This is a genomic window from Flavobacterium sp. GW821-FHT12A05, from assembly GCF_058807735.1.
Genome location: NZ_JBXAQY010000010.1, coordinates 26620 through 46410 on the forward strand (window position 1 = coordinate 26620; position 19791 = coordinate 46410).

The window sequence follows — 19791 nt, forward strand, 5'->3', positions numbered from 1 at the left end:
ATTTTGTAACAAACACTAGAATTTTGAAAATAACAAGAGAAATTAAAACGGCTATTTTAGTCATCGCGTCAATTTTACTATTTATTTGGGGCTACAGTTTTTTAAAAGGCAGAGATCTTTTTACAAATTATAAAACATTATATGTTGAATATGATAATGTTGAAGAACTTTCGCAGTCAGCACCCGTTACCATAAACGGACTTGTTGTTGGTAAAGTAAATAAAATTACTATCAATGAAAATACAGGAAGATTATTAGTTGAACTTCAATTAAAAACTGATTTTCCTATTTCTAAAACAAGTAAAGCATCGTTATATTCATCTGGCTTAATTGGAGGAAAACAAATTGCGATTATTCCAAATTTAGCTGATAAAACGCTTATAGAAGATGGAGAAACACTTCCGTCTGACGTTAAACTGGGATTAACAGAATCTTTAGGAGGCAAAATCGAACCAATTACACAAAAGCTGGATAAAATGCTTTTGAATATTGATAATCTGGTTACGGGATTAAACAATGTTTTAGATCAAAAAACACAGCAGGATTTAAAGAAGACTTTAGCTGAATTGAGCCAGACAATGGAGCAGTTTCACAGAGCTTCAGGAAGTCTTAATACTATCTTAGATACAAACAAAGGCCAGATAAACGGAGTGGTGACAAACTTTAATAAAATGTCAAGCAACTTCAATAAAATATCAGATTCTTTAAACAAAGCCGATTTAGGAAAAACAGTACGTAACCTAAACCAGACTTTAGCAAAAGTAGATGGTATTATGGCTAATTTAAATTCTGGAAAAGGAACTGCAGGTAAATTATTAAACGACGATGCTCTTTATAATAACCTGTCGAAAACTTCAAAAGAACTTGAATTGTTATTGCAAGATGTTCGTTTGTACCCAACACGTTACGTAAATGTTTCTCTTTTTGGAAAGAAAAACAAACCTTATGTAGCTCCGGCAGAAGATGCTAATTCAACTGATAAAAAATAATTGTAATGAGTTATTTAGATAATATTTTGTTCGCCATACTTCTTATAGTTGGTTTCGGCTTTTTTACAGCGAGCGTAAAAAAAATCATCCGAAACATAAACTTAGGAGTAGATGTAAATCGAAAGGATAATTCTAAAGCGCGCTGGAAAAACATGGCTTTGATTGCTCTTGGGCAGTCAAAAATGGTGAGACGCCCTGTAGCAGGAATACTGCATATTTTTTTATATGTAGGTTTCGTAATTATTAATATCGAATTGCTTGAAATTATTATAGATGGGTTATTTGGAACTCATAGAATTTTTGCGCCTTATTTAGGTGTAGTCTATGACGGTTTAATTGCTTCATTTGAAATATTGGCAATACTTGTCATTTTTGCAGTAGTTGTTTTCTGGATCAGAAGAAACGTTATCAAATTGAAGCGTTTTATCAATCCGGATTTAAATGGTTTTCCTAAAAGCGATGCAAATTATATTTTGTATTTCGAAACCGTTTTGATGATTTTGTTCTTGTTAATGAATGCTTCTGATTTGCATTTGCAAAATGTTCCAGGAGGATTTTCTCATTTTCATAAAGCAGGAAGTTTTCCTGTAAGTCAATTTATTGCACCAATGTTTAACGGAATGTCAAACGAATTGGTTGCCATATTGTTTGAAGCTTTTTGGTGGCTGCATATTGCGGGTATTTTAGTTTTTATGAACTATTTATACTTCTCAAAACATTTACATATTCTTTTAGCTTTCCCAAATACATACTTTGCTAATTTAAATCCGGAAGGTCAGTTTGATAATCTGGCTTCGGTTACAAAAGAAGTGAAGTTAATGATGGATCCAAACGCAGATCCGTTTGCTGCGGCTCCGGTTGATGAAAACGCGGTTCCGAGTAAATTTGGAGCAAGCGATGTTCAGGATTTAAACTGGGTTCAGTTGTTAAATGCTTATACTTGTACAGAATGCGGTCGTTGTACGTCTTCTTGTCCGGCAAACCAAACAGGTAAAAAATTGTCTCCACGTAAAATTATGATGGATACAAGAGACCGTTTGCAGGAAGTAGGTAAAAATATTGATGCTAATAAAGGTGTTTTTGTTCCGGATAATAAAACATTATTAAACGATTACATTACGCCGGAAGAATTATGGGCTTGTACTTCGTGTAATGCCTGTGTAGAAGAATGTCCGGTAAATATTAGTCCGTTGTCTATTATTATGGATATGCGTCGTTATTTAGTGATGGAGCAGAGTGCTGCGCCAATGTCATTAAATGCTATGATGACAAATATCGAAAATAATGGTGCGCCGTGGCAGTACAGCCAGCAGGACCGATTGAATTGGAAAAACGAAAATTAAGATTTATTGTTTAAACGGTTAATTGTTTAACTGTTTAATCGATTTTAAAATATTTGAGGTTTTTAGTGGGTTATAGTAAAGAGTGCGATTAACCAAATAAACGATTAACCGATTTAACAACAAAAGAAGATGTCAGAAAGTTTAGTAGTACCAACAATGGCAGAAATGCTGGCCGAAGGAAAACAACCAGAAGTTTTGTTTTGGGTAGGTTGCGCAGGAAGTTTTGATGATAGAGCAAAAAAAATTACAAAAGCATTTGTACGTATTTTAAATCGTACCAATGTTTCGTTTGCAGTATTAGGTACAGAAGAAAGCTGTACGGGTGATCCTGCAAAGAGAGCCGGAAATGAATTTTTGTTTCAAATGCAGGCCATGATGAATATCGAGGTATTGAATGCATACGAAGCAAAGAAAATTGTTACCGCTTGTCCGCATTGTTTTAATACTTTAAAAAATGAGTATCCGGAATTAGGCGGAAACTACGAAGTTATTCATCATACAGAATTCCTGAAATCATTATTGGATGATGGAAGGCTTACTATTGAAGGCGGACATTTTAAAGGAAAGAAAATTACTTTTCACGATCCTTGTTATTTAGGAAGAGCCAATAAAGTTTACGAAGCACCGAGAGATTTAATTGAAAAATTAGATGTAGAATTAGTCGAAATGAAACGTTCTAAAGCAAATGGATTATGCTGTGGAGCCGGTGGCGCGCAAATGTTTAAAGATGCTGAACCTGGAAACAAAGAAGTTAATGTATTGCGTACAGAAGATGCGTTAGAAGTAAAACCGGATATTATTGCGGCAGGATGTCCGTTTTGTAATACGATGTTAACTGATGGGATTAAACATCAGGAAAAAGAAGGACAGGTAAAAGTCCTAGATATTGCGGAGTTAATTGCGAATGCGCAGGATTTGTAAAAAAGGGGCTAAGGGACTGAGACGCTAAGCTGCTAAGTTTTTTAACCTGAAACTTTTTCAAATCTAAAATCTAAAATCAACAATCTAAAATTTAAAAATGTATATACCTTTTGAAAATTTACCTGGTGAATCAAGAGTTTGGATTTACCAATCGAACAGAAAATTTTCTGAGGAAGAGTTTTCTGAAATCGAAACCGATTTAAAAGCTTTTGTAGAAGAATGGGCCGCTCACGGAACAAGTCTTGAAGCATCATTTTTGCTTAAATACAATCGTTTTATAATATTAGCTGTAAATCAGGATGTGCAGGCTGCTACAGGCTGTTCTATTGATAGTTCGGTAGAATTTATTCAAAGTTTAGAGAAAAAGTACAACGTCGATTTACTAGATAAAATGAACGTTACTTTTAAAAATGGCGAACATATTGCACATAAACCATTAATTGACTTCAAGAAAATGGTAAAAGATAAATCAGTTTCTGAGAATACTATTGTTTTCAATAATTTGGTAAACAATATCGAAGAATTCAATGAATCTTGGGAAGTTCCTGCAGCTGACAGTTGGCACAGCAGATTTTTCTAAAAGAAATTTATAATATTTAAAAAGGCATGAAACCTAAGTTTTGTGCCTTTTTTTTGTTTTTAATACGTTCTGAATTAAACCCGACAGGTTTTTAAAACCTGTCGGGTTTGGCTGCGTAATCTTTATGTATAGAGAACTTTGTCAAAGTTTAAAACTTTGCCAAAGCTGCGAAGAAAAGTTCTTCAAAAAACAAAAACGTTTATTATAGCCCCGATGGAAGCGATATCCTTTTTTGCCGGGGTTCGGCAGAAAAGATATAGCGGACAGCGGGACAACTGGTCTTTTGGAAAAATAATTTTTCTGCTCCTGATAAAATTTATCGATTAAAAACTCTAACGTTCTAATAATCTGATAAATCTAAGATTCACAAAAATCTAACAATTGAAATACTCAATTAAAGGTGATTTTTGAGTATTTTCGTAGAATTAAATTTAATACATGAAAATAGCAATAGTTTGTTATCCGACATTTGGCGGTAGTGGTGTAGTTGCTACAGAACTAGGCCTCGAATTAGCCAGACGCGGACACGAAATACATTTTATAACTTACAGTCAGCCTGTAAGATTAGCACTTTTGAATCCTAATGTTCATTATCACGAAGTAAACGTTCCTGAATATCCTTTATTTCACTATCAGCCGTACGAATTGGCTTTGTCAAGCAAATTGGTCGATATGGTGAAATTGTATAAAATAGAAGTTCTTCATGTGCATTATGCTATTCCGCACGCTTATGCGGGGTATATGGCGAAACAAATGCTGAAGAACGAAGGAATTAATCTTCCGATGATTACAACGCTTCACGGAACAGATATTACGCTGGTAGGAAACCATCCTTTTTATAAACCTGCCGTAACTTTTAGTATCAATAAGTCAGATTATGTGACTTCGGTTTCGCAGAGTTTGAAAGATGATACGTTAAAATTATTCAAAATCAAGAATAAAATTAAGGTGATCCCGAATTTTATCGAATTGGATAAAGTGGTTAAAGACCCTGGTGCACCTTGTCATCGTTATGTGATGGCAAAGGAAAATGAACGTATTATTACACATATCAGTAACTTTAGAAAGGTAAAACGTATTCCGGATATTATTAAAATTTTCTATAATATCCAGAAAGAAATGCCTGCTAAATTAATGATGGTAGGTGATGGTCCTGAAAAAGAAAAAGCAGAGGTTTTATGTATGGAACTAGGAATTTACGATAAAGTAATTTTCTTTGGTAACAGTAACGAAATCGATAAGATTTTATGCATGACTGATTTGTTTTTGCTTCCATCAGAAACAGAAAGTTTTGGTTTGGCGGCTTTAGAAGCTATGGCTTGCGGTGTTCCGGTTATATCAAGTAATTCGGGCGGTTTGCCTGAGGTTAATTTTGATGGTATTTCGGGCTATTTAAGTGATGTTGGAAATGTAGACGAAATGGCAGCAAATGCGATTAAAATCTTAAAAGACGATGCTACTTTGAATGAGTTTAAGAAAAACGCTCTGGAAGTGGCCAGAAAATTTGATATTAAAAACATCCTGCCTAAGTATGAGGCTTTGTACCAAAAAGCAATTGACGATTATAAAGAATAGAAACAATAATTTTAAAAATTTGAATGTAATGAAAAAAGTAATTTCGGTTTTGGTAATTTTTGTTTTAGCTTCTTGTGCAACAAAAAAAGCAACTAGTTCGACGGCATTGTATGAAGTTCTAACGGAGCAGACGAATGGCGGCGGTAATATCAAGTTTTTTGAAATCCTGACAGAACCTAACGAAATTAAAATGCTTGAAAATGATCCGCTTTTGGCAGACAAAATGAAGCAGGCTGATATTAGCAATTCGAATTATGTTATTCTGAATATGGGTGAGAAAAACACCAGCGGCTATTCTATTGGTATTGAAAATGTGGAAGAAACAGATAAAAATATCATTATAACCATCAAAGAAAATGCTCCTGCTCAGGATGCAATGGTGATGCAGGTAATCTCTTATCCTTATACGGTTGTGAAAATACATTCTAAAAAAGAGATTATTATTAAGTAAGTTATTAGTTATTAGTTATTAGTTATTAGTAATTAGTTATTAGTGAAGAGTTATAGGCTGAATGTCAGGCTGAGCGAAGTCGAAGCCATCGTTACATAATTGGGCTTCGACTTCGCTCAGCCTGACACATTTTATTTTAAAACATAAAAAAAACCTGTCGCATTACAACGACAGGTTTCTTCTTACAATTATTTTTTATCTTTATTTAGAATCTGAATTTAACACCGAAACCAACGTCAAATCCAAAATTGTCATCGTCATAATATCCAGAACCAATTTCAGGTCTTGCATCTAATGACAGTGTGATTGGCACTTCTGAAAATCTGTATTCGATACCAATATCTCCGGCCGCAAAAACATAAGTTCCGCTGTCGTTATATCTGTAATTGTTATTGTAGTAATCGTGGTCCCAAGCAGCTAAACCACCCCCAACACCAGCGTACCAGTTAAATCCTCCGTCGATGTTCCAAACCCATTGGTAAAGAGCAACTCCTTTTATGGCATCAACATCGCTGCTGTTTCTCCAGCCTAAATCAAATTCAAGTCTGTTTTTTTGGTTTAATCCTAATTGGTAGGATACCTCTCCTCCAAATCCGTTATTGTCTCCTAAACGAATTCCAAGAGCGTTTTTTGAAATTTCTTGCGATTGAGCTGTAAATGCTAATCCCAAAAGCATAATGGCAGATAATATGATCTTCTTCATAAAATGGTTAATTAATTTTTGTCAAATTTAGATTTCCTTGTTTATGAAGAACGTATATTATTTTTAGAAATTGTTATATAATTCACATTTTTAGAAATTTTAAGACCTTCAAAAGTTAATAAAACACTTCTACAGGTCTTAAAACGCTGATTAAGACTATTTTTTCAAAATAATGTTAGATAACATTTGAGAAGTTAAAATATCTTCCATTTCAAATAAATTTTCTTCTTCGGTAAAGTTGGTATGTGTATAGGAATATAATTTCCAGCGCTTTTTATGGTATTCAAGAGCTGTTAGATTTTCGACCCAATCTCCTGAATTTAAATATAAAGTAGAACCGTGTTTGTTTTCTTTGGTTAATATTTTTGGCTCATGAATATGGCCGCAAATTACATAATCGTAATTTTTTTCGATTGCAAGATCAGTTGCTGTAGTTTCAAAATCCGAAATGAATTTCACTGCTTTTTTTACGCTTGCTTTTATTTTTTTAGAAAAAGAATACGGTTCACGGCCTAATTTTGCCAAACACCAGTTCGCAAAACGATTCGTAAGGATTAAATAATCGTAACCTAAACCACCTAATTTTGCAATCCATTTAGAATGCTGTACAGAGGCATCGAAAACATCTCCGTGAAAAATCCAGGCTTTTTTGTCGTCTAATTCTAAAACTAATTTATCGACCAGCGAAAAATTCCCCATATTCATATCGCTGAATTTTCGAAGAATTTCATCGTGATTTCCAGTTATGTAATATACTTTCGTTCCTTTTGAGGCCATTCCAATTATACGTTGGATAACTCGCAAATGCGCTTTTGGGAAGTAAGATTTTCTAAACTGCCACGCATCAATTATATCGCCGTTTAAGACAAGTGTTTTTGGTTTAATGGTTGATAGGTAGTTGTTTAGCTCTTTTGCGTGACTTCCGTAAGTTCCCAAATGGACATCAGAAATAATGACCAATTCGACATTTCGTTTTTTCAATTTTTCTTATTTTGAAGTTCTACAAATGAATGAATATCCGGCCGGATTTATTTTATCAAAAGGTTACTAATTTGAGGTCAATTTTAATAAATTGTGATTTTTAATCTGTTTAATCTTTAATTAATATTACCAATTTTTAATTTTTTAATTTAATTCATAAAACTTACATTTGCTCAAAACTAATTACAATGGCAGGAAATAGCTACGGCACCCTATATAAAGTTACCACGTTTGGAGAATCTCATGGTGAAGCTTTAGGCGGTATTATAGACGGTTGTCCATCAGGAATAGAACTTGATCTAGAAGCAATTGAAGTTGAAATGTCTCGCAGAAAGCCAGGACAGTCGGCAATCGTAACACAAAGAAAAGAACCAGACAGCGTTCAGTTTTTATCTGGAATATTTGAAGGTAAAACTACTGGAACTCCAATTGGTTTTATTATTCCAAATACCAATCAAAAATCAGACGATTACTCTCATATAAAAGACAATTACAGACCAAGTCATGCTGATTATGTGTATGACCAAAAATATGGTTTTCGTGATTATCGCGGAGGCGGAAGAAGTTCTGCACGCGAAACAGCCAGCAGAGTAGTAGCAGGGGCAATTGCAAAACAAATGCTTCCTGAAATTAAAATTAATGCATACGTTTCGTCAGTTGGGCCAATTCATTTAGATACACCGTATCAGGATTTAGATTTTTCTAAAATAGAAAGTAATCCGGTTCGTTGTCCAGATGAAAAATCGGCAGCAATTATGGAAGAATATATTCGCGATATCCGCAAACAGGGAGATACTGTTGGTGGTGTTGTTTCTTGTGTAATTCAAAATGTTCCGGTTGGTTTAGGCGAACCTGTTTTTGATAAATTACATGCAGAATTGGGTAAAGCAATGCTTTCTATTAATGCCGTAAAAGGTTTTGAATACGGAAGCGGTTTCTCTGGTTCTGAAATGAAAGGAAGCGAGCATAACGATTTATACAATCCTGACGGAACTACAAAAACAAATCTTTCGGGAGGAATCCAAGGGGGAATTAGTAACGGAATGGATATTTATTTTAGAGTAGCTTTTAAACCTGTTGCGACTATCATGCAGACTCAGGACTCTCTGGATAATAAAGGAAATATTACACCAATGACAGGAAAAGGACGTCATGATCCGTGTGTTGTACCTCGTGCAGTACCAATCGTTGAGGCGATGGCTGCAATTGTTTTGGCAGATTTTTATTTAATCAACAAAACATATTAAAAAAGTTAAGACAGTGAGGGTCTTATATTTTAATAACCAAAAAGTAAATTAATGCAAGTTACAGAAAACAAAAAGAAATCATTTTTTTCAGGATTAACCGGGCAGATTATTATTGCGATGGTGCTTGGAGCAGCCTTAGGAATTATTATTCATAATTCAATTTCGCAGGAAGCAGCAGTATCATTCAGCAACAAAATAAAAATGCTTGCAACGATCTTCATCAGATTAGTGCAAATGATTATTGCTCCTTTGGTTTTTACCACTTTAGTAGTAGGAATTGCAAAATTGGGTGATATAAAAACCGTTGGAAGAGTTGGAGGAAAAGCACTTGGATGGTTCTTTACCGCTTCTTTTATATCCTTGTTAATTGGATTATTCTTTGTAAACGTTTTAAAACCCGGAGTAGGCTTAAAATTAGATCATGTTGATATGAGTGCTGCTACTGAGGTAACGGCAAAAACAAAAATATTATCGGTTGAGAACTTTGTGGAGCATATTGTTCCTAAAAGTATTTTTGAGGCATTGGCAACCAACGAAATTTTACAAATTGTAATATTCTCTATCTTTTTTGGATTAGCAGCAGCTTCATTAGGAGCTACAGTAAAACCAATTATAAATGCCTTTGATAAAGCTTCGCATATCGTTTTAAAAATGGTAAACTATGTAATGAAATTTGCTCCAATTGGAGTTTTTGGTGCCATTGCAGGAGTATTTGCTATTAGAGATGCCGAGGAATTAATCATTACGTATTTTAAATTTTTTGGATCATTTTTAATAGGGATCAGTACTTTATGGGTTGTTTTAATTGTAGTAGGTTATATTTTCTTAAAAGGAAGAATGACAGAATTATTAAGACGTATTGTTGGGCCATTAGCTATTGCTTTTGGAACAACCAGCAGTGAAGCTGTTTTTCCTAAATTAACAGAAGAATTAGAAAGTTTTGGTGTAAAAGATAAAATTGTAGCCTTCATGTTACCGCTTGGATATTCGTTTAACCTTGACGGAAGTATGATGTACATGACTTTTGCCAGTATTTTTATTGCTCAGTTTTATGGTGTGCACTTAGATTTAGGAACGCAAATGGCGATGCTTTTGGTTTTAATGTTAACCAGTAAAGGTATTGCGGGTGTACCAAGAGCGAGTTTAGTAATTGTTGCGGCTACTTGCGGCATGTTTAAAATTCCGGTTGAAGGTATTGCCTTGATTTTACCAATTGATCATTTCTGTGATATGTTTAGAAGTGCAACCAATGTACTTGGAAATGCCTTAGCAACTTCGGTTGTTGGAAAATGGGAAGGAAATCACGATTCTGATACAGTAGTGGAGAATTAATTGCTTTTGTAAGAAAAGCAATAACAGATAGCTAAAAAGAAAAGCTGTATTTTTATAGGAAATACAGCTTTTTTTTATTTTTAAGTGTATATTTGATAAAACTAGCCGATTGATGCCCCACATACGGATTTTTTTACTTGCACTGCTATTCCTGAATTGTTTCAGTAATCTAGCTATAGGTCAATCTGAACCAGTTTCAGAAGCCCGGATCAATAAACTCGTTAAACAAGCCTGGGACGATTTTAAAGATTCTAATTTCGAGAAGTCCCTCATTACCTCACGTGTTGCATTAAATTATGCTACGGCCGCTAAGAATAATGTTCTAATAGCCAAATCCTACAAAGTTATTGCCGGCAATTATAATGAACTTTCAGAGTTTGATAAAGCCATCTTCTTCTACAATAAAGGCTTATACTACGTCAATAAAACCGATAACGATTCTTTAAAATACAGTCTTAATAATAATATTGGCAACATTTATTGTTTTGAAAAAAAGCAATTTGATAAAGGAATCAATTATTATAAAAAATCAATTGCTTACAGTTTAAAAACCAATGATATCAGTCAGGTTTATTTTACCAATGTAAATATTGCCTGGGCTTATTTTGATATTGGAAGATTTAAGGAAGGATATCCGTACTTGAAATTTGTCGGGAATAATATTGAAAAATACGGCGACGAGTCGACTGAAATTGTAGTTTATATGCTAAATGGCATGTATTCTAATTTTATCAATGCCAATGATGCAGCAAATGCGTACTTTTTAAAAGCGATAACAGCGGGGAAAAACAGCAGTGAACAATCTGATTTATCTTATGCGCATTTAGAATATTCGAAATTCTTAACCAAAATAAAGAATTACAAAGAAGCCTACAAACATCTTATTTTGTATAATGAAATTACCGAAGAACTGTACAATCAGGAAAAGCTTAAAAAAGCCTCAATCGCCGGTTTTAATTTAGAGCTGGACGAATACAAAAGACAGATTGATAAAATTGAAAACGAAAAGACCTCTCAATCTCAAAGTTTAAAAAAATCCCGAATTATCGTTATACTTTTTATTCTAATTTCTCTTATTCTGCTTTTTTTAATTGTAACCTTAATCAAGAATATCGGATTTAAGAAAAAACACAATTTAGAGCTTTTAGAAGCAAAAGAAATTGCAGAAGAAGCCTCTGTACTCAAAACGCAATTTATTTCGACTATAAGCCATGAATTACGTACACCGCTGTATGGTGTAGTGGGAATAACCAACATGCTTCTCGAGGAACATAAAGAATTATCGCAGAGCCAGCATTTAAGTGCTTTAAAATTTTCTGCCAGATATTTGCTTTCGCTGGTAAATGATATACTCCAGATTAATAAAATTGAAGAGAATAAAGTAGTGCTGGAAAGCTTGACATTTAATATTTCTGATGAAATTACGATGATTAAAAACTCGCTTTCCTTTTTGTCTCAAAAAAACAACAATAAAATTAATGTAGAAATAGACCAGCATATTCCGGAATATTTAATTGGAGATAAACTGCGTCTGGCTCAGATTTTAATGAACCTTGTTAGTAACGCATTAAAATTTACCAAAGACGGAGAAGTTGAAATTATTGTAAAACTGAACAGAATAGAGGGAAAATACTATTATCTGGATTTTTTAATTAAAGATAATGGAGTAGGTATTGCGGCCGTCGATCAAAATAAAATATTCGAAAAATTTGTTCAGGTAGGAAGAAAAGATGAAGATTACCAAGGAACCGGACTCGGACTTAGTATTGTAAAACGCTTACTGGGACTTTTTGGAAGTACCATTACTTTAGAAAGTGATCTTGGCGCCGGAACTTCATTTTCGTTTGTAATTCCGTTTGAACATGATCCTTTAAAAACCCAAAAAATTATTGAAGATATCGAAGTCGATTTAACATCCAGTGAAATTTATAAAATCCTGATTGTCGAAGATAATCTCATCAATCAGTTAGTGACCAAGAAAATTATTGAAAAGAATAATTTTATCTGTAAGGTTGTTGATGATGGTTTTGGAGCACTTTCTATATTAGAAAAAGAAGGATTTGATCTTATTTTAATGGATATCAACATGCCATTAATGAACGGATTTGAAACGACTAAAAGAATTCGTTTACTAGGAATAAAAACACCAATTGTGGCGCTTACGGCTTTTGATAAAGATGAAATTACAGACGAAGCGCTTTCATCCGGAATGAATGATATTATTGTAAAACCGTTTGAACCGGTAAAATTATTTAAGATCCTGAATTACTTAATAACAGAAGCGAAAAACGCTGGTATTTAATACCAGCGTTTTTTATTTTGTTTTGAAGCACTTGATTTTCTCGATTTATGAGCACCGCCGCTTCTATTAGAATTTTTAGGTTTTTCGCCAGCTTCCGGACTTCCGGCATGCCAAGGATAAGGATGATCTGTAATAATTTTTACATCAACCTTTATTAATTTCTTAATGTCTTTCCAGTAAGGTTCTTCATCTTTACCGCAAAACGAAATCGCAATGCCGCCATTTCCTGCACGTCCGGTACGACCAATTCGGTGTACGTAAGTTTCAGGAATATTAGGTAAATCAAAATTGATAACATAAGGCAATTGCTCAATATCAATTCCTCTTGCAGCAATATCAGTAGCAACCAAAACACCAACTTCTTTGTTTTTGAAAGCATCCAGAACACGCTGTCTTGCATTTTGAGATTTGTCTCCGTGAATTGCTTCGGCAGGAATGTCTTTTTTGCGAAGTGCTTTTACAACATTATCTGCACCATGCTTAGTTCTTGAAAACACCAATACATTTGATAAATTTTCTTCCTTAATTAAACGATAAAGCAAGTTTCTTTTTTCTGTTTTGTCAACAAAATAAATACGCTGCTCCACATTTTCGGCAGTTGATGAAACTGGAGAAACTTCTACTTTTTCAGGATCCTGCAAAAACATTTCAGCCAATTCGCGAATAGCAAGCGGCATAGTAGCCGAGAATAATAAAGTTTGTCTGTTTTTAGGAGTAAGCTTTACGATCTTTTTTACATCGTTTATAAAACCCATATCCAGCATCTGATCGGCTTCGTCTAAAACTAAAGTGTGCAGATGATTTAAATCCAGAAAACCTTGTTTTTGTAAATCCAATAATCGGCCTGGAGTTGCCACCAAAACATCTACGCCATTTTTTAAAGCGTCGACCTGCGGATTTTGAGAAACCCCGCCAAAAATGGTCAATTGCGTTAAATTGGTATATTTAGAATAAGTGTCAAAACTTTGTCCAATCTGAACCGCTAATTCACGCGTAGGCGTTACAATAAGCGCACGAATTTGTTTTGCTTTTTTTGATGAGCCTACAATTCGGTGCAGTTGGTGTATAATTGGAATTGCAAATGCCGCAGTTTTTCCGGTACCGGTTTGCGCACAGCCAATCAAATCTCGTCCAGCTAAAACAATCGGAATAGATTTTTCCTGAATTGGAGTGGGGTTAAGGTAGCCTTCTTCAAATACGGCTTTTTGTATACTTTTTGAAAGTGATAAATCTTCGAATAACATATCTTACTAATTAAGAATTTTAGTTTTAAGTACTAAATTCTCTGCAAAGATAGGTTTATTCGGTCAATCGTTTATTTGAATCTTGTATTATTTGGAAAATGTGTGGTTTTAAGCCGGTTGACCTTCATTGTGATTTTTCTTTTTCGTTATTCGCTTTCACAAAATCCGTTACCAAATAACCAATTAATTTTCCAATTAAATTATTATTTGGAGAATCGGCTAAATCTGGTGCGCCTTCGCAGATATGTAAATAAGCCGCATTTCTATGTTGTCCGAAAAATGAAATAAACTGTCTTAATTCTTCTACCGAAAAGCCGCTGATTGTCATAGCACTGCTGGCAATGTTAGGAATTGCGTCTAAATCAATTTCAATTCCAAACGGATCTGTTTTTATAAACTCAAGAGCAAGCGCCATTTCCCTGTCGAAATCTTTTTCTTTGCGAATATTAACGCTGTCGTACGTATTATAACGAACGCGGTCTTCGAGTTTTTTTATAATATCTAATACACTTTTAGAAGTATAGTTTTCGTGAAGTCCAAAAATGAAATATTTTTTAAGGAATCCTTCTTCATACGCATACGAAAATCCGTTGCCGCTGTGGCGCCCTTCCAGAATTCTAAAATCAGAATGAGCATCAAAATTGATGGCATTGATTGGTTTTCCTTTGGCTAAAGCCGAACCTTTAATATTCCCGTAAGCATTGTTATGACCGCCTCCAATAATAATAGGTGTCTTTCCGGCTTTTATAATTGTGAAAATTATATGAGAAACCTCTTTGTCTATTTTTTCTACTAACTGACTTAATTTTGAACGATCGTCAATGTCGTTAAAATCTAGATTTTCGACATCACGCATTTCCTGAGCCACGTCTAATTGTCCTAAAACAATGATCTGGCTTCCTTTAGAAAAACGATTATGTTGAATGTTGGCAATACTTTTAATAGCATTTTCCCAAGCCGAGGCTGCGCCGGGTCTTCCGTAATTGGCACGAACACCAATATCTTCGGGTATTCCTAAAAGTACATACTTTGCCTCTGATTCTTGTAAAAACTTGATTTTGTCTACTTCTTTTGGAAGTACAATCATTTTTTCTCCGAATTTTATTTCACCACTACGATGATTTGTAACTTTTGCCAAATCATTGACAGTAAAAGGAATTAATTTTTCCATGAAAAAAATTTATTTTCCAAAAATAATATAATTGTAACAACTTACGTTATTAACTTATATTAATTCTTAAATTTGTTATTAAAGAAAATTATTAAATATGGAAAACCCAAAGAACAACAACAATTCAAGTCTAAAAGCGGTAATAGCGGTTTTAGCAGTCCTACTGATTGGTAGCTTAGTGTATATTTTTAAATTATCTTCTGATACTGATGTAGTTAAGACAGAACTTACTACTACAATGACAGAAAAAGAATCTGTTATGAAAGATCTTCAGGAATTAAAAGCAACGTACGATGCTGCAATTGCTGAAAATACATCAATGTCTGACGAATTAATTCAGGAAAGAGATAAAGTTGTCGCTTTAATGGATGATTTAAATAAATCTAAAGGTGATGTTTCTAAATACAGATCTCAAGTTCAGGCAATGCAGGGTAAAATGAAAACTTTGGTTGCTGAGAATGACGAATTGAAAAAACAAAATGGTGCTTTAACAGTTCAAAGAGATAGTACAATTGTAGTATTAGGAGAGTCTAAAAAATACAACGAAGTACTTGTAGGACAAAATGAAGAGCTTGCAAAAACAGTTGAAAAAGGTTCTAAATTATCAGTTTTGAACACTAAAACTTCTGCTTACAAATTAAGAAGCTCAGGAAAACAAATTGAAACAGATAAAGCAAGCCGTGCTGATATCTTAAAAGTAAGTTTTACAATTGCTGAAAACCAAATTGCAAAATCTGGAGATAAAACATATTATGTTCAGGTTATTGATGCAAAAAACAATGTTTTAGGCGAGAAAAAAACTGAAAGCTTTGGAGAAAACTCTTTAACATACAGCTTCAAAACTACTGTAAAGTATGAGAACAAATCTGTAAATGTTACAGAAGATCTTCCTGGAAAAGATTTTGCTAAAGGAACTTATTTTATCAATGTTTTTGATAATGACGAACTAGTTTCTAAAACAAGTTTCAGCTTAAGATAATCGTGCCAAAGAAGTAAATACCACTTTGATATTAAAGGTCTGTGATTTCACAGACCTTTTTTTATGGGGTAAATTTTTTAAATGTTATGTCTGCAATGTATCCCGTGGTTGAAACCACGGGCTATGAATGAAAGGTTTTGAAAATGTTGTTTTACAATATAGGCAGCGGTTTTAACCGCTGCAGAGCAAAATTGGTAATAGGTATAATAAAAATAACCCGCAGTTTTGGCCGCGGGTCATGTTTAAATAATTTAGAAAAGCATTAAATTTTATTATATAATTTCCCCTTCAATTAAAACGTCTTCAATTAAATTGCTTCCAAAAGCGTAAGGAATTTGATAGTAAGATGAAATAGGTTTTGTTATAATTAAATTGGCTTTTTTGCCTTTTGTAATACTGCCATGTGTTTCTGAAAGCCCCATTGCATAAGCGCCGTTTATTGTTGCGGCATTTATGGCTTCTTCGGGAGTCATTTTCATTTTGATACAAGCTGTTGCCACCACGAAATTCATGTTTCCGGATGGAGTAGAGCCAGGATTAAAATCGGTTGCTAAGGCAACTGGCAGTCCTGCTTTTATCATTTCTCTTGCCGGCGTATACGGAATGCTTAAAAAATAAGAACAAGAAGGCAGTGCAACCGGCATTGTTTCGGTGCCTTTTAAAGCCTTAATATCTTCCGGATTCATTATTTCTAAATGATCGACAGAAAGCGCGTTAAATTTAACGCCAGACTGAATCCCGCCAATAGAATTAAATTGGTTAACGTGAATTTTTGGCTTTAAGCCGAATTCAATTCCGGCCTGCATGATTTTTTCGGTTTCTTCAACAGAAAAATAACCGCTTTCGCAGAAAACATCCACATAATCGGCCAATTTGTTTTGGGCAATTTCCGGAAGCATTTTTGTTATAATCTCGTCAATATAACCCGCTTTGTTTTCTTTGTAATGAGTAGGGAAAGCGTGTGCTCCTAAAAAAGTAGCTTTAATGGAAATTGGATAATTTTCGGCCAGTTTTTTAATAACACGAAGCATTTTTAATTCGCCTTCGATAGTTAATCCGTAGCCTGATTTTATTTCAACAGCTCCGGTTCCTAAATGCATTACTTCTTCTAAACGTACTTTCGACTGCTCGTAGATTTCTTCCTCAGAAGTTTCATTTAATTTTTTAGCCGAATTTAAAATACCGCCGCCACGATTTGCGATTTCTTCATAAGTAAAACCGTTAATACGGTCTACAAATTCCTGTTCGCGATTTCCTGCGTATACAATATGAGTATGACTGTCACACCAGGTTGGAAGAACAACTCGTCCGGATGCGTTGATAATTTTATCGGCTTTGATTTCAGGAAGATTTTCCATCGAACCAAAATCGGCAATAAGATTATCTTTTATAAGTAAGAACGCATTTTTAATGGTAGGAAGTGATGCCATTTCTGATCCGGAAACTTTAGCAATTGAAGTTTCACGAACCTGTAGCAGTTCTTGTATGTTTTTTATTAATGTTGTCATTGTTGGTATTGTTATAAAACACAAATTTCACGAATTAATCCGTGAAATTTGTATCTAAATATTAGAATTTGGAATTTTAAAAATTTGAATATTGTTTCGATGTTATTCAGAAACCGTTATTTCAAACAATTTATCCCAGTATTTACCTGTAACAAAAATGGTTTTGGTTTGCGGATTGTATGCAATTCCGTTTAAAACTTCTGCATTCTTAGATTTAACTGATTTGCGTAAACCAGAAAGGTCTAATATTCCTTCGACAGCGCCAGAAGTTGGGTTTACAACCGCAATAGCATCTTTCTGCCAAACATTTACATAGAATTTTCCGTTGATTAATTCTAACTCGTTGATAGATTTAATTTTTGAAGAACCAGAATAAACGTTGATATAATCAATTAGTTTTTGTGTGTCTGGATCCATTTTCCAGATTTTCTCCGTTCCGTCTGAGTGATAAATGTATTTGCCATCATTTGTCATTCCCCAGCCTTCAATATCTTTATCGTATTTGAATGTTTTTTCTAACTTGAAAGTTTTAGCATCATAAATGAAACCTGTTTTTTCCTGCCAGCTTAATTGATAGATTTTTCCATTGATAAAAGTAATTCCTTCACCAAAATATTCTTTAGGAAGATCAACCTGTTTGATTACTTTTCCGGTTTTATAATCTACAGATCTAAAGTATGAGTCTTCTTTTTGACCTGTACTTTCAAATAAAACACCGTCATGAAATTCTAATCCTTCTGTAAAAGCAGTAGTATCGTGAGGGAATGTATTTACGACTTTATACTTTAATAATTTTGGTTCAACATTCGAAACGATTTCAATTCGTTTTGTGGCATCAGATGAATCTCCTCCAAAATAAGCAGTAGCTTTTAAATATTGGTAACCCAATTTTTGATCTTTTAATTCAAATTTAAGTTTTTCTGCTCCTTTTTGACTTCCCACTTTTTTGTCGTTAATAAAGTAAACAACGCTGTCGATTTCTTTCGAATTTGGGTTTAAAATTCCAATTGAAACCGCTTCTTGAGGTAAAAAATGGGCAGGAAAAGCAGAATCATCGATGGTAAACAAAGAATTTTCACCTTTTTTTGTGCCTTTGCATCCAATTAATGTGATTCCTAATAAAATGACAGTTAGGAAGTTATATTTTTTCATAGTTAAAAATTTGAATAAGCCAATATACGACGTTATTTTTATAGCAGCAAAGCTCTTGCAAAAATATAAAAAGATTGTATATTTGCACCGGCAAGTCCTACACGACCAGCTCCTGCAGACTCCCCCAGGATGGGAACATAGCAAGGGTACGTGGTTGAGCGGTGCGATGTAGGTCGCTTGCCATTTTTTATTTTTTAGAATTTGTATAAAAGTAGTCTTCCTTCGGGAGGATTTTTTTATTTTTGGTGCTTTGTAAATTAAAAGTTATTGGAGTAATTCTAAAAACTGTGGAGGGATGAAAAAGTTAACCGCAAAGAACGCTAAGTTTTTTTACTCTTAGTTTTTTGTGAAAAGGCAAAGTTCGCAAAGCTTTGTGGGCTTAGATTGTGTAAACGCAACTTAGAACTTGGTGAACTCTGTGAAAAGTCTTTGTGGGCTCTGTGGTAAAAAATAGTGATCTCTCATAACTTATAACTCAAAACTCATAACTTTTCAAAATGAATAAAGTCGTTTTAATTACCGGAGGATCATCAGGAATTGGAAAATCTATTGGAGAATTTTTACATGCAAAAGGTTTCGTAGTGTATGGAACAAGCCGAAATCCTGAAAAAGTATTAAATTCAGTTTTTCCTTTGGTGGCTTTAGATGTTCGAAATGCGGAATCAATTCAAACAGCGGTTGCTAAAATTATTCAGACTTCAGGAAGATTAGATATTGTAATTAATAATGCCGGAGTTGGAATTACCGGACCTTTGGAAGAAATTCCGATGGAGGAAATTAAAAACAATTTCGAAACCAATTTCTTTGGACCAATCGAAGTAATGAAAGCTGTTTTACCGCAAATGCGCGAACAAAAATCAGGTTTGATTATCAATATTACTTCAATTGCTGCATATATGGGACTGCCTTATAGAAGTGTTTATTCGGCATCTAAAGGAGCTTTGGAATTGATTACAGAGGCTTTACGTATGGAAGTAAAACAATTTGGGGTTGAAATTACCAATGTTGCTCCAGGCGATTTTGCTACTAATATTGCTTCTGGACGTTATCATGCGCCGGTTGTAAAAGGATCTGCTTATGAAAAAGTTTACGGAGATACGCTTGCTACAATGAATGAACATGTAGATGCAGGAAGCAACCCAAACGAAATGGCGGAAGCTATCTATAAAATTATACAGACTCCAAAGCCAAAAGTGCATTATAAAGTAGGGGTATTCATGCAGAAATTTTCGATTGTACTAAAACTTGCACTTCCGGATAAAGTGTATGAAAAAATGCTGATGAATCATTACAAACTATAATAAATTATTCTG

17 protein-coding genes and 1 other RNA gene are annotated in these 19791 nt (G+C 34.1%); 12 read left to right on the forward strand and 6 right to left on the reverse strand.

The window, feature by feature from the left end:
- The first annotated feature begins 23 nt into the window (after positions 1-23).
- The 6 genes from AC1RRQ_RS21055 to AC1RRQ_RS21080 all read left to right on the forward strand — a co-directional run bounded on the left by AC1RRQ_RS21055 (position 24) and on the right by AC1RRQ_RS21080 (position 5859).
- A complete protein-coding gene (locus AC1RRQ_RS21055) occupies positions 24-989 on the forward strand; it encodes an MlaD family protein (protein WP_493024932.1) in 966 nt (321 codons plus the stop codon).
- A 5-nt stretch (positions 990-994) separates the two neighbouring features.
- Positions 995-2332: a 4Fe-4S dicluster domain-containing protein gene (locus AC1RRQ_RS21060; protein ID WP_493024933.1), complete on the forward strand. Its 1338-nt coding sequence runs from the start codon at positions 995-997 to the stop codon at positions 2330-2332.
- Between the two features lie 129 nt (positions 2333-2461).
- The gene (locus tag AC1RRQ_RS21065; RefSeq protein ID WP_493024934.1) at positions 2462-3253 is read left to right on the forward strand and encodes a (Fe-S)-binding protein; all 792 of its coding nucleotides are present in this window, start codon (positions 2462-2464) and stop codon (positions 3251-3253) included.
- Between the two features lie 97 nt (positions 3254-3350).
- Positions 3351-3833: an ABC transporter ATPase gene (locus AC1RRQ_RS21070; protein ID WP_253791233.1), complete on the forward strand. Its 483-nt coding sequence runs from the start codon at positions 3351-3353 to the stop codon at positions 3831-3833.
- Between the two features lie 438 nt (positions 3834-4271).
- Positions 4272-5408 (forward strand): N-acetyl-alpha-D-glucosaminyl L-malate synthase BshA, encoded by a 1137-nt coding sequence (gene bshA, locus AC1RRQ_RS21075; protein ID WP_493024935.1) that lies wholly within the window; start codon positions 4272-4274, stop codon positions 5406-5408.
- A 28-nt stretch (positions 5409-5436) separates the two neighbouring features.
- Complete coding sequence (locus AC1RRQ_RS21080; protein ID WP_493024936.1) at positions 5437-5859, forward strand: protease complex subunit PrcB family protein; 423 nt, start codon at positions 5437-5439, stop codon at positions 5857-5859.
- Between the two features lie 205 nt (positions 5860-6064).
- Here the strand turns inward: AC1RRQ_RS21080 and AC1RRQ_RS21085 are convergent, their stop codons facing one another.
- Together AC1RRQ_RS21085 and AC1RRQ_RS21090 are read right to left on the reverse strand one after the other, a co-directional pair.
- Complete coding sequence (locus AC1RRQ_RS21085; protein WP_493024937.1) at positions 6065-6562, reverse strand: hypothetical protein; 498 nt, start codon at positions 6560-6562, stop codon at positions 6065-6067.
- 156 nt (positions 6563-6718) lie between these two features.
- The gene (locus AC1RRQ_RS21090) at positions 6719-7543 is read right to left on the reverse strand and encodes a UDP-2,3-diacylglucosamine diphosphatase (protein ID WP_493024938.1); all 825 of its coding nucleotides are present in this window, start codon (positions 7541-7543) and stop codon (positions 6719-6721) included.
- Between the two features lie 188 nt (positions 7544-7731).
- On the opposite strand from AC1RRQ_RS21090, the gene aroC reads away from it, so the two are divergent.
- From aroC to AC1RRQ_RS21105, 3 genes are all read left to right on the forward strand, one after another.
- Complete coding sequence (gene aroC / locus AC1RRQ_RS21095) at positions 7732-8790, forward strand: chorismate synthase (RefSeq protein ID WP_071638761.1); 1059 nt, start codon at positions 7732-7734, stop codon at positions 8788-8790.
- A gap of 51 nt (positions 8791-8841) precedes the next feature.
- Complete coding sequence (locus AC1RRQ_RS21100) at positions 8842-10122, forward strand: dicarboxylate/amino acid:cation symporter (RefSeq protein ID WP_493024939.1); 1281 nt, start codon at positions 8842-8844, stop codon at positions 10120-10122.
- A gap of 112 nt (positions 10123-10234) precedes the next feature.
- Positions 10235-12424, forward strand: a complete 2190-nt coding sequence (locus AC1RRQ_RS21105) for a response regulator (RefSeq protein ID WP_493024940.1) — start codon at positions 10235-10237, stop codon at positions 12422-12424.
- Here AC1RRQ_RS21105 and AC1RRQ_RS21110 read toward each other — a convergent pair.
- Together AC1RRQ_RS21110 and AC1RRQ_RS21115 are read right to left on the reverse strand one after the other, a co-directional pair.
- Entirely contained in the window at positions 12421-13668 is a 1248-nt protein-coding gene (locus AC1RRQ_RS21110) for a DEAD/DEAH box helicase (protein ID WP_493024941.1), read from the reverse strand. The two genes, AC1RRQ_RS21105 and AC1RRQ_RS21110, sit on opposite strands and share 4 nt — an antisense overlap.
- Before the next feature lie 124 nt (positions 13669-13792).
- A complete protein-coding gene (locus AC1RRQ_RS21115; RefSeq protein WP_493024942.1) occupies positions 13793-14839 on the reverse strand; it encodes a formimidoylglutamase in 1047 nt (348 codons plus the stop codon).
- A 97-nt stretch (positions 14840-14936) separates the two neighbouring features.
- Between AC1RRQ_RS21115 and AC1RRQ_RS21120 the strand changes: the two genes are divergently transcribed.
- A complete protein-coding gene (locus AC1RRQ_RS21120; RefSeq protein WP_493024943.1) occupies positions 14937-15818 on the forward strand; it encodes a DUF8428 domain-containing protein in 882 nt (293 codons plus the stop codon).
- 272 nt (positions 15819-16090) lie between these two features.
- Here AC1RRQ_RS21120 and hutI read toward each other — a convergent pair whose 3' ends face one another.
- Entirely contained in the window at positions 16091-17326 is a 1236-nt protein-coding gene (gene hutI, locus AC1RRQ_RS21125; RefSeq protein WP_493024944.1) for an imidazolonepropionase, read from the reverse strand.
- Positions 17327-17428: 102 nt separating this feature from the next.
- Positions 17429-18478: a glutaminyl-peptide cyclotransferase gene (locus tag AC1RRQ_RS21130; RefSeq protein ID WP_493024945.1), complete on the reverse strand. Its 1050-nt coding sequence runs from the start codon at positions 18476-18478 to the stop codon at positions 17429-17431.
- A gap of 88 nt (positions 18479-18566) precedes the next feature.
- On the opposite strand from AC1RRQ_RS21130, the gene ffs reads away from it, so the two are divergent.
- An RNA gene (ffs, locus tag AC1RRQ_RS21135) (signal recognition particle sRNA small type) lies at positions 18567-18664 on the forward strand.
- Between the two features lie 311 nt (positions 18665-18975).
- Complete coding sequence (locus AC1RRQ_RS21140) at positions 18976-19779, forward strand: SDR family oxidoreductase (protein ID WP_493024946.1); 804 nt, start codon at positions 18976-18978, stop codon at positions 19777-19779.
- Positions 19780-19791 lie beyond the last annotated feature (12 nt).

What these genes read in the sequence shown, in the direction of transcription:
- AC1RRQ_RS21060 (WP_493024933.1), top strand. Translation starts at nt 995, where the DNA reads ATGAGTTATTTAGATAATATTTTGTTCGCCATACTTCTTATAGTTGGT.
- AC1RRQ_RS21065 (WP_493024934.1), top strand. Translation starts at nt 2,462, where the DNA reads ATGTCAGAAAGTTTAGTAGTACCAACAATGGCAGAAATGCTGGCCGAA.
- AC1RRQ_RS21070 (WP_253791233.1), top strand. Translation starts at nt 3,351, where the DNA reads ATGTATATACCTTTTGAAAATTTACCTGGTGAATCAAGAGTTTGGATT.
- bshA (WP_493024935.1), top strand. Translation starts at nt 4,272, where the DNA reads ATGAAAATAGCAATAGTTTGTTATCCGACATTTGGCGGTAGTGGTGTA.
- AC1RRQ_RS21080 (WP_493024936.1), top strand. Translation starts at nt 5,437, where the DNA reads ATGAAAAAAGTAATTTCGGTTTTGGTAATTTTTGTTTTAGCTTCTTGT.
- AC1RRQ_RS21085 (WP_493024937.1), bottom strand. Translation starts at nt 6,562, where the DNA reads ATGAAGAAGATCATATTATCTGCCATTATGCTTTTGGGATTAGCATTT.
- aroC (WP_071638761.1), top strand. Translation starts at nt 7,732, where the DNA reads ATGGCAGGAAATAGCTACGGCACCCTATATAAAGTTACCACGTTTGGA.
- AC1RRQ_RS21100 (WP_493024939.1), top strand. Translation starts at nt 8,842, where the DNA reads ATGCAAGTTACAGAAAACAAAAAGAAATCATTTTTTTCAGGATTAACC.
- AC1RRQ_RS21105 (WP_493024940.1), top strand. Translation starts at nt 10,235, where the DNA reads ATGCCCCACATACGGATTTTTTTACTTGCACTGCTATTCCTGAATTGT.
- AC1RRQ_RS21110 (WP_493024941.1), bottom strand. Translation starts at nt 13,668, where the DNA reads ATGTTATTCGAAGATTTATCACTTTCAAAAAGTATACAAAAAGCCGTA.
- AC1RRQ_RS21115 (WP_493024942.1), bottom strand. Translation starts at nt 14,839, where the DNA reads ATGGAAAAATTAATTCCTTTTACTGTCAATGATTTGGCAAAAGTTACA.
- AC1RRQ_RS21120 (WP_493024943.1), top strand. Translation starts at nt 14,937, where the DNA reads ATGGAAAACCCAAAGAACAACAACAATTCAAGTCTAAAAGCGGTAATA.
- hutI (WP_493024944.1), bottom strand. Translation starts at nt 17,326, where the DNA reads ATGACAACATTAATAAAAAACATACAAGAACTGCTACAGGTTCGTGAA.
- AC1RRQ_RS21130 (WP_493024945.1), bottom strand. Translation starts at nt 18,478, where the DNA reads ATGAAAAAATATAACTTCCTAACTGTCATTTTATTAGGAATCACATTA.
- AC1RRQ_RS21140 (WP_493024946.1), top strand. Translation starts at nt 18,976, where the DNA reads ATGAATAAAGTCGTTTTAATTACCGGAGGATCATCAGGAATTGGAAAA.